Here is a 14,893-nt window from a genome sequence, read left to right as displayed (position 1 = left end):
TTTTGCTCATTTAGATAGGGTGTTGAGTTTAATGTTATATAAAACAACAGGTTATTTTTTGGCGCGCATGTTGCTATAGGGAATGGAAACAACAAACGCTCACAGGATTCAATTAAGCGATCGCGCTTGAAAGAAAAGGTGAGCCAATAACCCTACATGGAGCGTAACATGTTAAAAAACAAACTCGTAAAATCTCTTCTTCTCGCCACCACACTTGCGGCTTCGGTTTCTGGTGTCGCATCAGCAGCAGAAAATCGCAGTTACATTTTAGCAACAGCATCGACTGGCGGTACTTACTACCCAGTTGGGGTTGCATTGGCAACACTAAGTAAAATTAAGTTGGAGCCTAAGCATAAATTCGCCCTATCTGCCATCAGCTCAGCAGGGTCGGGTGAAAACGTAAAACTGCTTAGAGAAAACGAGGCACAGTTTGCCATTCTTCAGGGCTTATACGGTGCTTGGGCATGGAATGGCGAAGGCAAAGTGAAACAATCTGGTCCTCAGAAGAATTTACGCTCTGTCACCATGCTTTGGCAAAACGTTGAGCATTTTGTTGTTCGTTCTAAGTTTGCAAAAACGGGAACAGTGAGCGATTTGGCGCAGATGAACGACAAGAAATTCTCTATTGGTAAAAAGAATTCGGGTACGGAAGGATCCGGTCGTCAGATTATGTCTGGTCTAAACGTTGACCCAGATAAATTTAACCTCGCCTATCTGGGCTATGGTGCCAGTGCAGATGCACTACAAAATGGCGCTATCGATGGTATGAATACCCCTGCTGGTGTTCCAGTTAGTGCTGTTACTCGTGCTTATGCCGCGCTTGGTAACCAGATTCAAGTATTGAACTTCACTGATGCTCAAATCAAAGAAGCCAACAATGGATACGAATTGTGGACGCGTTTCGTGATCCCTGCAAACACTTACCCTGGTCAAGACAAAGACATCAACACGATTGCGCAACCTAACTTCTTAGCGGTTCGCGACGACATTAGCGACGATGATGTTTACATGCTGACTAAAACCATTTACGAGAACCTAACTTTCCTAAATGGTATTCACAAAGCAACCAAAGCGATGGCGATTGAAAAAGCGATTTCGGGTTTACCTGTGCCATTACACCCAGGTGCGGCTCGTTACTACAAAGAGCAAGGTATTACTATTCCATCACATCTTATTGTTCAGTAACCGATAGCCCAATAACCCTCACTGCACCCGAGCCGAATTCCCCCCGGCTCGGCTCGGGTACAGTTTTTCTGCCGTACCTGAGGAAAATATCATGGAAGAAAAACAAGACGTCGATTTGGCGCAATTTGAGCTGCCTATAAGAACGGATTTTCCGTGGTTAACGACGTTTATCACAGCTGTAGGCATTGTACTGGCCGGGCTGCATATTTGGTTTAATACTTTAGCGACACTGCCGGAACTGTGGGTTTCAGCCACTCATTTTGCTGGGTTTTCATTGGTGTGTGCTCTGCTTTACCCTGCAAGAAAAAGTTGGAAGAAGAGCCGATTTGCGCTCGCCATTGATATGATTATTGCCGCTGCTGCGGTGTCCTGTTTGATATATATCCCTCTCGCTGAAGACGCTTTGTATGATCGTGGAGTAAAATTCGTTACGTTGGATTGGGTGTTTTCGCTGATGAGCATTGTCATTGTGCTAGAGGTGATTCGACGCACGATCGGCTGGTTCATTCCAGTGCTTATTATCATCTCACTGACTTACGTGGTTTGGTGGGGGCAATGGGTTCCCGGTGTTTTTCACTTTCCAGGGTTGAGTGCAGAAACCTTACTTTATCGCAGCTTTTACAGTTCTGAGGGCATGTTCGGGACGATCTCCAGAATCAGCTGGAGCTACGTATTCATGTTCATTCTCTTTGGCGCATTTCTAGTCCGGTCTGGCGCGGGTGATTTCATTATTGATGTTTCCCGTGCAGTCGCAAACAAAGTGATCGGCGGTCCTGGGTTTGTGGCGGTTATGGGTTCTGGCTTAATGGGATCTGTTTCGGGTTCAAGTGTAGCCAATACGGTTTCAACGGGTGTTATTACCATCCCCCTCATGCAGCGAGCTGGTTTTCCTTCAAGGTTTGCTGCAGGTGTCGAAGCTGCTGCTTCAACGGGTGGGCAGTTGATGCCACCAGTAATGGGAGCCGGCGCTTTTATCATGGCATCTTATACACAGATTCCTTATGTCGATATCGTGGCAGTGTCTATCGTTCCTGCCATGATCTACTTTCTCTCTGTCGCGTTCTTTGTTCGAATTGAAGCAAAAAGAAGTGGCGTGCACCAAGTAGAAGCGAACAGTGTACCAGTGCTTAAAGTATTGGCTTCTGGTTGGCATTACCTTATCCCTCTAGTGGTGCTGGTTTACTTACTCGTTTCTGGCTTCACACCAACGTATGCTGCGGGTATCTCAATCATATCGGTCGTTGTTTCCTCTTGGCTGTCGCCGAATAAAATGGGTGTTAAGGCTATTTTTGAAGCACTGGCTCAAGGGTCGAGAAACATGGCAACCACTGCTGTGCTTTTAACGGGTATCGGGCTTGTGATTAACGTGATCAGCACAACGGGTGTAGGTAATACGTTCTCGCTAATGATCAATGAATGGGCGAGCGGTTCTCTTATGATTATGTTAGTGCTCATTGCCTTAGCATCATTGATTCTGGGAATGGGTTTACCTGTTACCGCGGCGTATATAGTACTCGGTACCTTGTCGGCTCCTGCTCTTTATAACTTGATCGCTCAAGACCAACTGCTAGAAATGCTGACGTTAGGGCAACTACCAGAGCAAGCAAAAGCCATATTTATGCTGGCAGCGCCTGATCAACTTGCGTTGTTGAATGCACCGATGGCTGTAGAGAAAGCGCAAAGCTTGATTGCATTGGTTCCGGCGGAGTTTTTACCCACCTTACTTGAGCAAGCGATAGGGATAGAGAAAGTTGGTCTAGCCTTGCTTGCGGCGCACTTAATTATCTTTTGGTTATCGCAAGACAGTAATGTCACACCGCCAGTTTGCTTAACCGCGTTTGCAGCAGCAACCATTGCACGAACTCCCCCGATGCGAACAGGCCTCACTGCATGGAAAATTGCAAAAGGGCTGTATATCGTGCCTGTTCTGATGGCCTATACCGCGTTGGTGAGCTGGGATCTTATTTCGGTGATATCTATTGGTGTGTTTTCTGTATTCGGAGTTTATGCACTTATCGCTGCTCTAGAGGGGTATTTAGAATCTCCTTTGAGCTGGTGGTTAAGAGTTGTTGTGGCAGTTCTTGGTGTTGTGATGATGTGGCCAGATGTTCCATTAGTAATACGTGTTGCCGCTGTTGCTGTATTTATCGGCTTGTTTTATTACAGCTACCAAAATAACAAAGATATAGGGGAGATCGAGACCAGCTAAGTGAGGCTTCTTACCGGGGCTGTTGATCTTTCGAGATGAACCTAACTGGTTTTCTTCAAGCTTAATGTAAACGTCATCCCTGATTCGAATACGGGGGTGGCGTTTTTTATTGGGCTACTGCTGTTGTTTTTTGCCCATACCTTTCCTTGCATTTCCTTCATGCTATTTGCGGATATTGCCAAGCCTAATCCTAGCCCTTGTCCTACCTTTTTACTGGTATAAAAAGGTTCGAATAGGTGCTGTAATGCCTCGTCTGTAGAGCCCGTACCGTTATCTCGAATATGTAGCTCTATGGTGTCCTCTAAAACCGTGCTCTCTATCTTCAGCATTGGTGCTGTCGATTGGTTCATTGCATCAACTGCATTTGAAATAAGATTCCCAATAACCAGAGCAAGACGGTGCGGCTCCCCTAATGCATCTGGCATAGGGCTAGGCCAATTCACGGTGACTTGAACGGGTTTTAGTGTGCGGGCGTGCAATCTAAGAACTTCTTCTGTGATAGCCGAAATGGAAAGCGGAACAAGCTCTTGTGAGCGGCTGTAGGAGAACGTTTTAAGTTCACTGGTCATCGTCGCCATTCGGTCAATTAAGCTGTCTACTAATTTCATGTTTGCCTTGAGTAAGTCGGTTTGCTGGCGTTCGATCAGCACACCGCTGCTCGAAAGCAAGGTTCTTATACCCGTTAAAGGTTGATTGAGCTCGTGTGTAATGGCACTCGACATTCGACCTAGTGCCGCCATTTTGCTGTTTTGAACCAGTTCATCTTGCGCCGCTTCGAGCGCTAAGGTTCTGGCTTTTACGCGTTCTTCCAATTCTAGATTTGCCTTTTGAAGGGCATTTTCAGCCTTCTTACGCTTGCTGATATCAATAAGGGTGGCGAGGTAACCAGATTGCGCACCAAACGTCATGTAAGTCAGTGAGAATAGGGTGGGGAAGCGAGAGCCATCACTGCGCTGTGCCATCACTTCGACCGCGCTGAGTTCGGTTATGTCTTTATTTCTTTGCGTCTGAAAACCAGCGTGATCTGAAGATCTAGCGTTCTTTGAAGTATCAATGCGAGTCGATAAATTCTTAAGCATCGACATTACCGTGGTATTGCCCATCATGGTTTCAAATAACTGCCACGCTTCCATATTGGTAGCCAACGGTTCAGACAAACCAAAATAGCGCAGCGCCATAGGGTTGATATAGGCAACGCGACCTTGTTCTGTCAGCATCATCAAGCCAACATCGGTCTTTGATATGATGGTGCGAAGCTGCCTTTCGGAATCGGATATCGCCTGTTGCAGCGCTTCTCTAGAGCGGATTTTTTGTCGTCTTTCAATCGTTAACAAGATCACGACCAGTACCAAGAGCATCAAAATCGCTGCTATCAGCATGACGGTGTTGACCGTGTCATCAAGCTCTTTAATTGGAGTCAGATAATGAATATTCCACTTGAGGTCATCCAAGCTTACGCTTTGAACCAAATAAGGTTGGTTTTCAATAGAAACGAGACTCACTTCTGTCCCGTCGGGCAGTGAAAACGGGCTGAGCGGCGGCATTGTGTCCTTACCTATTTGGTGGTTTAAACTAGATTGAGAGCTCGTGAGGAAAAATCGCTTTTGGCGATCACTGATCAACACAAACTCATTGTTAGCTAACCAAGATTCAGACAATGTTTGAAGGTTTATTCTAGCGACTGCGATCCCAATCAACCCTTGAGAACTGTAAATCGGAGCGGCGCGATAATAGCGTGCTTGCCCTTGAGAAAGGTAGCTCAGAGTAACAACCTCTCCCCCTAACTGCTGCATTAAAGATGTAATTGCCGCGCCGTCGGAGTCTCGCCATTTATAAACTGGGCTGCTACTGGCAACGAAATCGCCATTCGAGTTGAGCAAGTACCATCCACGGGTTTGAGACGCTTTATCCAATTGAGCGAGGTAGGTTTCAACGGCTTCTCTTTGCGAGACATCGCCTTCCAATAGGGAGCGGCTGGGTTGGTGCTCTGCAATTAAATAGGGCAAAAAATCGTACCGAGCTAGGGTACGGCGGATATCGCCAACATAGATGAGTAATCGATCCTGACCACTTAGATGTGTGTTGTCTAACAGCCAGCCTTTTGTGGTGTCTCGGATAAAAAGTAAAGTTAGGCTCATTGCCAGAATGATTAGAAGAATAACAGGCAGTTTTCGAAACGGATAAGACGGTTTTCTATTCTCCATTACTTTTTTTTCTCGGTCACTTTATGCTCTCAACCATTTTATCTTGTTAGCCACATTATTTACCCAAGAAGTCATCGCACTAAGGCGCATTTTGCCCTTAGTCACTAATTGACACTGAGTTTAGCAAAAGAACTGTCTATGGCGGTCCGTATGTAACAAAATTGTGAGATATAGCTTTGAGCATCAAGTCTTGGAAGGGGTTTTCTGTGCAATATGATTACGTTGTATTAGGTGGGGGAATTGTGGGGGTGTCAACAGCTTGGCAGCTTCAGCAAAATGAACCTAACGCGAGAATTTTGCTTATCGAAAAGGAAAAGCAACTCGCCATGCACCAGACTGGACACAATAGCGGTGTTATTCATGCTGGCGTGTATTACGCACCGGGCAGTTTGAAGGCTCAGTTTTGTCGTGAAGGTGTGGATGCAACCAAGGCTTTTTGCCTGAAACATGAAATTCCTGTCGAAAACTGCGGCAAACTATTAGTAGCGACAAACTCGGTTGAAGTTAAACGAATGGAAGCGTTGTTCGAGCGATGCCAAGACAACGGTATTGATGTCGAAATGTTATCTCAAGAGCAGCTAAAAGAACGCGAGCCGAACATTACTGGGTTAGGAGCAATCTATGTGTCGACCACCAGTATCGTCAACTACACCAAAGTTTGCATGGCTATGGCGGCTGAGTTTACCGAGATGGGGGGAGAGATCCGATTTAATGCCAACGTTACGCGATTAATTGAGAATACTGAAAGCGTTGAGGTCTGGATGGATGGCGGCGCAGTAGAAACTCAATTTCTCGTCGCCTGCTGTGGCTTAATGGCGGATCGCGTTGCGAAGCAAATGGGTTTACCTACCGATTTCCAGATTGTTCCGTTTCGCGGTGAGTATTATCGATTAGCAGAAAAACATAACGATGTTGTTAACCATCTAATCTATCCGATTCCGGATCCGGATCTTCCATTTCTCGGTGTACATTTGACTCGTATGATTGATGGCTCTGTCACAGTAGGACCTAATGCGGTGCAAGGTTGGAAACGGGAAGGGTATGGTGCGCTCAATTTTAGCTTGAAAGACACCGCTGAAATGGTGCGTTTTGAAGGATTTTGGAAAGTATTAGCAAAGCACTTGAAGACAGGGCTAGAAGAAACCAAAAACTCATGGTGGAAGCCGGGGTACTTGAAGCTGGTTAACAAATACTGCCCTACAATCGAGCTCAATGATTTAGAACCTTATCCGGCTGGCATCCGTGCTCAAGCGGTAATGAAAGACGGGACATTAGTTCATGACTTTTTGTTTGTGGAATCCAAACGCAGTCTTCATGTCTGCAATGCTCCTTCTCCCGCAGCCACATCTGCTATCCCTATAGGGAACTACATTTGTGAAAAAGTGGCGGAGCTGAAAGCCGAGAAATAAGAGTCAAAAAGCTAATTCGCTAATTCGCTAATTAACTAGGAAGCTAAGAAGCTAAGAAGCTAGGAAGCCAAGAAATTAAGGACAAAAAAATGCCTGACTGTTGATGAGTCAGGCATTTTTATTTATCTGCTGCATGTTAGACGATGAATTTGCTCATGACTTCGTCTTGGTCGCGAACGTGTTGAGTTTGCAACGCCATCGCCTCGTTTGCGCCTTCAGCAGCAACCGCTACTTGCGAAGACAAATCACGAATATTGATGGTGTTGTTATTGATTTCCTCGGCAACTAAACTTTGCTCTTCTGCCGCAGACGCGATCTGAATGTTCATATCACTGATGCGCTGAATAGCACTTCGAATGCGATCAAGCGATTCATTCGCCTCTTGCGCTTTGGTTACTGTGTCATCGGCAGTTTCTTTACTCTGTCCCATTGCACTAGCTACGGCTGTTGCACCCGATTGAAGCTGTTCAATCATGTTACGAATTTCAGTCGTTGATTCTTGAGTACGTTGAGCCAGTGTTCGAACTTCGTCTGCAACAACGGCAAAACCACGACCAGATTCGCCAGCTCGTGCCGCTTCAATTGCAGCGTTAAGTGCCAGCAAATTGGTTTGGTCAGCAATGTCGTTTATCACTTCCAAAATGGTTTCGATGTTTGCAGTGGCAGATTCAAGCTGTTTAACTTGTTCAACCGCTTCATCGATTCGGGATGACAAATTACTGATGGCTTGTGTGGTGTATCCGACCACTTTCGTCCCATCTTCTGTCGCGCCGTCGGCATCTTTCGCAGCAGAAGCCGCGCCTTGTGCGTTACTTGCTACATCGGAAGACGTTGTGGCCATTTCATTCATTGCGGTTGCCAGTTGTTCTAGCTCTTGCATCTGAGTCGCCATAGCAGAAGCCGATTCTTGCGCACCAGTCGCGGTTGTTTCGGTCACGTTACGGATCTCGACACTCAGCGCTTTCGTCCGCTTAATTCTCTGCTGAAGCGTTTCTGCGAATGTATTAAACCCAGAAGCCAATGCCGCAAATTCTGAATCGGTGTTGGTATCGAGACGTTTTGTAAGATCACCCTGACCAGACGCCATGTCTTGAATCGCATCGTTCAAAGAATCGAGTGGACGCATTAACACTTTAATTAAGAACAGAAGGGCAAAAATACTGATGATAAGCGCGACAGCAGTGTAGATGATTGAACGGTTTTTCAGTTCTGTCACCGCAGAATACGCTATGCTCTCGTCTACCATGACGCCCACATACCAGTTTTCACCAGGGATCTTTGAAAAGTCTGTCGCGTATAGCTGACCGTCTAATTCAATTTCTTGCGTTTGTTCTTGAATAGAAACGTTAGGTAAGAAAGTATTCATCTGCTTACCGTTTTTATCCACATCTGGGTGCGCGATAATCGTGCCGTCATCCGCAACGATGAAAAGAAAACCTGCGTTAAAAAGTTCTACTTTGTTGACGACATCAGCAAGACCCGCAAGGCTTACGTCATAGAATATCGCGCCGGCAAATCGCCCATTTTCTTTCACTGGTACGGCAATGGAAACTAGGATTTCTCCGGTTGCAGAATCGGCATAGGGAGCCGTGATGATCAGTTTTCCGGAATTTTTCGCGTCAATATACCAAGGACGACGTCTTGGATCCCACTCTGAACCGGGGTTCCAGCCTGGATCATTATTCACGTTTGAACCGTCAGCCTCATAACCTAAACCGGCAAGAAGAAAGTTTTGTTTGATACTGGATTGGCTGATAACACTTTGTACGTAGTCCCGATTTTGTAAATCAGTTTGTAGCATGTCGGTTGCATACTGCGACAGTTCTTTTTTGCCCTTAATGTCTGCTGCAACCGTATTTCTTACCCCGTCTACGATCTCGCTAACACTTTGAGTTACTTGGTGTTCAAGCTCAGACTTCATGGAGAAGTATTGTTGAATCGTCAGCAAACTTAAAATGATTAACAGCAATATCGACGAAGCAGCGACGACTTTATGGCTAAATTTCATAGTTTTCCCTCTACAATACCTAAACAAACAAAGATTATTCCCTTGAGTTTAGCTAAAGTGTTTTTATTTTCCGTACTCCCCAGAGATAGCGGAAAGAATATTATTATTAGTGAAGGCGACTGAATTACATTTATATCAGCAGCAATTAGAGTATGACGTAAAAATGTAAAGATTTCTTACATAAAATTGACTTTATTTTGTGATTTCAAGTCGATTAATTGATTAATTCGCGAGTCGAAAATTCATTGTTTTCTTTTCAGCTCTTTGAGTTAAGCCTGGAGTTCATTGAATTGTTTTATTTTTGGGGGCTTTTGAAATTTTTTATGCCGAGTGTATTCGGAATTTTGTGTCGTATGATTACAATTTACTGTGAAATTAAATGCTATGAGATCATGTAAAAATATGAATGTTAATAGGTTCTAAGTAGAGCATTATTGATGAAATAATGCTCCGTAGGTTAGTGGTATTCATTAATGGTTAGCAGTTTACAAATAATACTCATTTGGGCTACGTAAGGGCTTAATTAAATACTGGCGGCTCTTTGCGTTTTTTAGCGATAGGTATTTGCAGTAAGGTAAATATGACAATGGCATAAAGCATCGCCCACTCTAAGCAAGCAAATACCAATACACATAACACCAAAGATAGCCATGCCAAACCTTTCGACACACCAGAGAGCAACTTCACGGCTGATAGCATTGCAAGAAGATAGATTAGAACGAATATGCCATTAGCCAGTTTAACAAACATCTCTAAATCCAGCCCAACAACTCGACCAAAAAGCAGTGATAGAAGCAAGGTAACACTGATAACGTACGTTGCATTTGCTGGTACACCTCTGGCAGAAACTTTGGCTAGTTTTCCTTCTGGCTTGTACTGGCGAGCTTGACTCCAAAGCATGCGCGATAGGCTTTGAAGGTAAAGGTTAACGCTGGCAAAACAAGCTAGAAACGCCACGATGCTAATAACAATACGGCTGCTTTCACCAAACAAGTGGGCTGTAATCCACGGTATTGCACCTGTTTCCATTTCTACTGTGCCATAGGCTTGGAATTTCAACACAACAACGGAACACGCCCAATAGGTTAGCCCTGCGACAAAGCATCCTAAAATGATGGCGATAGGAAAATCTCTCTCAGGGTTCTTAAACTCTTCTCCCATGTGTGCAAAAGCTTCAATACCCACAAAACACCAAAACATAACAGCGAGTGCAGAGCCAACAGATACCCATTCAACGGAAGAGAAAGAAGGCATGGTGAGGTCGGAAGGTTGAACCTCACCTTGCCAAAAAAACAGGATGATCAAAGTGAACAGGCAAAGCGCAATAAGTGTTTGAAGCTGAGAAGAAGATTTGCTGCCCAATAGATTTACACCTAGTAAGAGTGCGACGGTAAAGCACTCTGCGACAAATTGAGAATACCCAATATCTGGCAGCCAAGGTTTTGCAAAACTGGCCGCGAGGGCGACAGCTGCGGGAACACCAACTGGGATGACCGACAAGAATAACCAAGCGACACTTCGCTCTAGTTTGGCGTTGAAGGCCAGCTTAACAAAGTGCGCGGTTCCACCAGCATTTGGGTAACGGCGACCCAGCATGGCAAACGTTAAGGCGATAGGGCAGATAGCCGCAAACAATATAACCCAAGACCAAAGAGATGACTTTTCTGCAATGCCTGCCGTAATGGCTGGGATCATAAACAGACCAGTGCCAAGCAATGTGGTGGAGAGCTGTCCTATACCCGAGATAAGGGTGATTTCTTTTTTGAGTTCTTGCACTGTTTCGTCCATGAAAATGAATTGGTACGTACCCAGCCTTTGAGGTTACTTGGGTATAGAGTGTCTAAACTTGACTTAATTCCAGACTATATTCTTTAAGCTCAATATACATCTGGCAAAATGACGAAACACTCCGTTAAAATGACACTTTTAACAGACACTTTGTATCGGTAGCTCAATTTCTAACCGTTTAAAGCAATCAAATAATAATAAAGGGAAGCAATTGGATAAATTTGATAAGGAAATCCTGTCGATTTTGGCGCAAGACGGTAGGCGCTCAGTCAGCGATATTGCGCGCGAGGTGAACCTGTCTCGTAGTGCTGTTACGTCCAGAATGAAGAAACTGGAAGACGATGGTGTCATTTTAGGATACCAAGTAAAAGTCGCCCCGCCAGATGCGTCGTTGAACGCGTATATTGCACTTTACTTCGATACATCAAGAGCAGAGCACAGTTGCGATACATATGGCGCGAAAGTGGCGGATATTCCGGAAGTTAAATGGGCTCACGCCATCAGCGGTGAAACCGATATGATGGTTTTTATTGAAGCGCCAAGCATGAAACGTTTGAATGAAATTCGTGATGAACTACAGGCATTACCTCATTTGAAGCATCTCATTACGCATACCGTATTAACGGAATTTTTCAACCGCCGCTTTTAATACGATGTGTATTTCCCACAATGGCATGAAACAGCTAGTTTTTGAGCAGGCTTGCAGTCAAGTTGGCGAACTCAGCTAATCCATCTTGCCAACTTTTGTTGGGTTTAAATCTTGCAAAACTTAGCCTAACGCAATGGTCATATTGTTTCGTCGTCGTAAACAGTGAACCGGGAAATAGGCTAATTTTTCGTTCTAAGCATGTTTGATAGAGTAAGTCGCAATCCAACGTTTTTGGGAATTCAATCCACACAATATAACTGCCATTGGACACGCTCATTGAATACTGATTTTTAAGGCAATCATGAGAGTCCAATGCCTGCGTTAACCAAGGAATAAATAGCTTTTGTTTTTTGGCATAATGCCGACGAATTTTCATTAAGTGCTGACGGTATTTCCCTGTCGATAAAAACTCACCAATGGCTGCCTGCATTAAATTCAACGATCCCATGTTATCACTGAGTAAGCGCTTTTCGATAACGGCTCTGTGTTTACCTGCGACAATCCAGCCTAGCCTTAAACGTGAATCCAACGTCTTAGATAAAGAACTGCAATATACGACCCGATCTTTGGTATCCAGTGCCATAAGGGATGGCAAGTGCGTGTCGAAGTACAGTTCGCCAAAGACATCATCTTCAACGATAGGAAGCTCCCCAGTGACGTCAAGAAGCCGCTTTCTTGCTTCCAAAGGCATCACTGAGTTGGTGGGGTTGTTAAAGCTTGGCGTGACGAGCAGTGTTTTTATGTCCCACTCCTTTTGAGCGGTGATCACCGCATCAATATCAATCCCTGTTACTGGGTGGCTTGGGATCTCGATGACTTTTAAGCCCAGTGATTCCATTAAAAGTAAATTGCCAAAATAACAGGGGGACTCGACGGCGACGATATCTCCTCTGGAAGTTAAGGCTTGCAGGCACAAGCTAATGGCTTGCTGCGCCCCGTGAGTCACTAAGATATCCGTTTGCGAGCAATTGATTTCGTTGTCTAAACAGAGCTTCCTTAGCTGATCAACGAGTTTGTCGTTACCTGGGGGAAGTTGGTAGTGACAAGGAATATGAGCTTGATAGCGGCTTTGACGACCTATCTCGGCGTAAAGTGAGCGAATGGCTGGGAAGTCGATATCGGGGTGTGCACAGCCCGCAGGCATGAGGTGATCACCAAGTGGTGTTTTTAAAATGGACTTGGTTTTAGACAGCAAGTCGACATAACCGGGTGCTTCAATATGGGCATTTAAAGAAGGCTCCGACTCTCCACGAACTCGGTATCCAGAGCGCGCTTCGGCATACAAAGTTCTGGCTGCCTCTAGTTCTTGATATGCACGAATTACGGTATTTCGTGATACCGAGAGCTCCATACTGAGCGTTCGAATAGACGGGACTTTTTCCCCTGTTATCCATCGATTCTTAGCGATCTGAGTATGCACATACTCAATAACGTCTTGATACTTTTTGCTACCCATTTATCGCCTTACTCAATCTGTACCCATTAAGTTAGGTTTAACTGTACCTTTTTTGAATATCTGTATCCAATAAAGTAAGAAAAAAAGGAGATAGTCATGCCATTAAGTCTTATACCGTGGATATTTGTTGTGTTGTGGGCATCAGGTTTTGTTGGTTCTAAATTGGGCTTACAGTTTACTGACCCAGCTACTTTGTTAACCATTAGAACGGCATTGAACGTTTTAGTGTTGGGTGTACTAGTGGTCGTGCTTAAGCGGAAAGCCCTTAGCCCAAGAAAGACATTCCACGCTTGTATTTCAGGGCTCATGATTCATGGCATGTACCTTGGTGGCACCTATTCGGCTATTAAACTAGGAATGCCAGCCAGCTTGAGCGCATTATTAGTAGGGCTACAACCCATCCTTACAGCGGTCACTTTGGTTGCGGTCGGAACTACCTATTTACGCTGGCGTCAGTGGTTTGGCTTAGCGTTAGGCTTAGTTGGTATCTTTTTGGTATTGCATGGAAAAATGGAATGGGAAGATACGGCCAATAAAGGGTGGGCGTTTCTCTCTATTTTCATCGCTTTGGTTGGAATAACTTTTGGAACGCTTTATCAAAAGAAATTCTGTAACGGGACAGACTTAGTGACCTGCGTGACTTGGCAATATCTTGCGGCGCTGGTCGTGTTCGCAATCGCTGCTTATGCCTTTGAGCCGCTGGTTATTCACTGGACACCAACATTTGTCGCCACTCTGGCGTGGTTAGTTATTGTGCTTTCTGTATTGGCGGTATTGTTACTGCTCTATATGGTTGAGCATGGTGAGTCAGAAAAAGTTGCATCCGTATTCTATTTGGTTCCCCCCGTCACTGCTGTGCAGGCTTGGCTTTTGTTTGACGAGCGTTTTGATTTCATCGGTGCTCTTGGGTTTGGTTTCGCTGCGTTGGCCGTTTACTTGGTGGGCTTGAAAAAACCGACTCGTTTAAGCAAATCGATCAGTTTAAGAAGAAAGTCGAATGATCACAAAAACGTATCAACTCAACAAGAAGACTTGCAAGTGAACAGTGCTAAGTGAGAGAGTGACGCTGTAATTCAGACAACGCAAAAGGATAAACAATGACATTAAGCGTTTGGCTCTCTTTATACGCTATTTGTTTACTGGGTGCCATGTCTCCAGGGCCAAGTTTGGTCACGGTGTCTAAGCATACATTAGCGGGTGGACGTAAGAATGGTCTTGCGGCGGCGTGGGCTCACGCGTTTGGTATTGGGATCTATGCGCTTGTCACGATCATTGGATTGGCGGTTGTTTTGCAGCAGTCCCCCATCTTATTCAAAACCATCAGCTATTTAGGGGCGGCGTATCTCGCTTACCTTGGGTTTAATGCTTTGCGTTCTAAAGGTGGGGTCGCAGCTCGTTTGGAAGCTGGCGAGCGTGTTTCTGTATTCTCTTCCGCACGGGAAGGCTTTTTGATTTCAATTCTTAGCCCCAAAATAGCCCTGTTCTTTATCGCTCTGTTTAGCCAGTTTGTTGCATTAGGGAACGAGTTGATGAATCAAGTGGTGATTGTAGCAACTCCGCTTATTGTGGACGGCTTATGGTATACACTCATTACGTTGTTGCTTTCCATGCCGCTCGTTATCGATAAAATTCGCGAGAAAGCGGTACTCATCGATCGTATTTCTGGCGTTATATTGATTGGATTAGCTATACGCGTTGTGTGGGTCGTTTAGGCTCACACTTTTGCTTCTACTCACCGGCAGGTGATTCTTTCAACTGCGCTAAAATACCCCTCTTAATCTTCTCAAATCTCGGCACTATCGAGCTTTCAGCCGTATGCCAAAATTTAACCACTTTCTCTGGATTTGGTCATATAACCTTAGTTTTATATATCTTTTAGCCTATCAAACTAGACATATATGATTTTAATTTCTGTAAATGCAGTCATTTTGGGTAAAAAAAGTGAATAATTTGGTTTGTTTTGCTTTACTGTAGTAGAAACTAAA

The 14,893-nt window shown here is 44.8% G+C and carries 10 protein-coding genes; 6 read left to right on the top strand and 4 right to left on the bottom strand.

The features are described from left to right. Nucleotides 1–168: 168 nt before the first annotated feature. Complete coding sequence (locus tag CW749_RS01055) at nucleotides 169–1,185, top strand: TAXI family TRAP transporter solute-binding subunit (RefSeq protein WP_101110022.1); 1,017 nt, start codon at nucleotides 169–171, stop codon at nucleotides 1,183–1,185. 91 nt (nucleotides 1,186–1,276) lie between these two features. Then, complete coding sequence (locus CW749_RS01050; protein ID WP_101110021.1) at nucleotides 1,277–3,394, top strand: TRAP transporter permease; 2,118 nt, start codon at nucleotides 1,277–1,279, stop codon at nucleotides 3,392–3,394. 41 nt (nucleotides 3,395–3,435) lie between these two features. On the opposite strand, the gene CW749_RS01045 is transcribed toward CW749_RS01050, so the two are convergent. Further along, a complete protein-coding gene (locus CW749_RS01045) occupies nucleotides 3,436–5,598 on the bottom strand; it encodes an ATP-binding protein (protein WP_101110020.1) in 2,163 nt (720 codons plus the stop codon). Between the two features lie 206 nt (nucleotides 5,599–5,804). Here CW749_RS01045 and lhgO point away from each other — a divergent pair, with 206 nt between their 5' ends. Continuing rightward, nucleotides 5,805–7,007, top strand: a complete 1,203-nt coding sequence (gene lhgO / locus CW749_RS01040; protein WP_101110019.1) for an L-2-hydroxyglutarate oxidase — start codon at nucleotides 5,805–5,807, stop codon at nucleotides 7,005–7,007. Between the two features lie 136 nt (nucleotides 7,008–7,143). Here the strand turns inward: lhgO and CW749_RS01035 are convergent, their stop codons facing one another. Further along, a complete protein-coding gene (locus CW749_RS01035; RefSeq protein WP_101110018.1) occupies nucleotides 7,144–9,015 on the bottom strand; it encodes a methyl-accepting chemotaxis protein in 1,872 nt (623 codons plus the stop codon). 519 nt (nucleotides 9,016–9,534) lie between these two features. After that, nucleotides 9,535–10,791 (bottom strand): L-methionine/branched-chain amino acid transporter, encoded by a 1,257-nt coding sequence (gene yjeH, locus CW749_RS01030; RefSeq protein WP_101110584.1) that lies wholly within the window; start codon nucleotides 10,789–10,791, stop codon nucleotides 9,535–9,537. Between the two features lie 223 nt (nucleotides 10,792–11,014). Between yjeH and CW749_RS01025 the strand changes: the two genes are divergently transcribed. Next, entirely contained in the window at nucleotides 11,015–11,452 is a 438-nt protein-coding gene (locus tag CW749_RS01025; RefSeq protein ID WP_101110017.1) for an Lrp/AsnC family transcriptional regulator, read from the top strand. Between the two features lie 34 nt (nucleotides 11,453–11,486). Here CW749_RS01025 and CW749_RS01020 read toward each other — a convergent pair whose 3' ends face one another. Then, complete coding sequence (locus CW749_RS01020; protein WP_101110016.1) at nucleotides 11,487–12,908, bottom strand: PLP-dependent aminotransferase family protein; 1,422 nt, start codon at nucleotides 12,906–12,908, stop codon at nucleotides 11,487–11,489. A 96-nt stretch (nucleotides 12,909–13,004) separates the two neighbouring features. Between CW749_RS01020 and CW749_RS01015 the strand changes: the two genes are divergently transcribed. Then, nucleotides 13,005–13,964, top strand: a complete 960-nt coding sequence (locus CW749_RS01015; RefSeq protein WP_101110015.1) for a DMT family transporter — start codon at nucleotides 13,005–13,007, stop codon at nucleotides 13,962–13,964. Nucleotides 13,965–14,005: 41 nt separating this feature from the next. Further along, nucleotides 14,006–14,620 (top strand): LysE family transporter, encoded by a 615-nt coding sequence (locus tag CW749_RS01010; RefSeq protein ID WP_101110014.1) that lies wholly within the window; start codon nucleotides 14,006–14,008, stop codon nucleotides 14,618–14,620. Nucleotides 14,621–14,893 lie beyond the last annotated feature (273 nt).

Origin of the sequence: Vibrio sp. vnigr-6D03, from assembly GCF_002835515.1 — a bacterium.
Taxonomy (GTDB): Bacteria; Pseudomonadota; Gammaproteobacteria; order Enterobacterales; family Vibrionaceae; genus Vibrio; species Vibrio penaeicida.
Note: the sequence above shows the minus strand (reverse complement) of the source record. Positions and strands in the feature narration are given on the sequence as shown.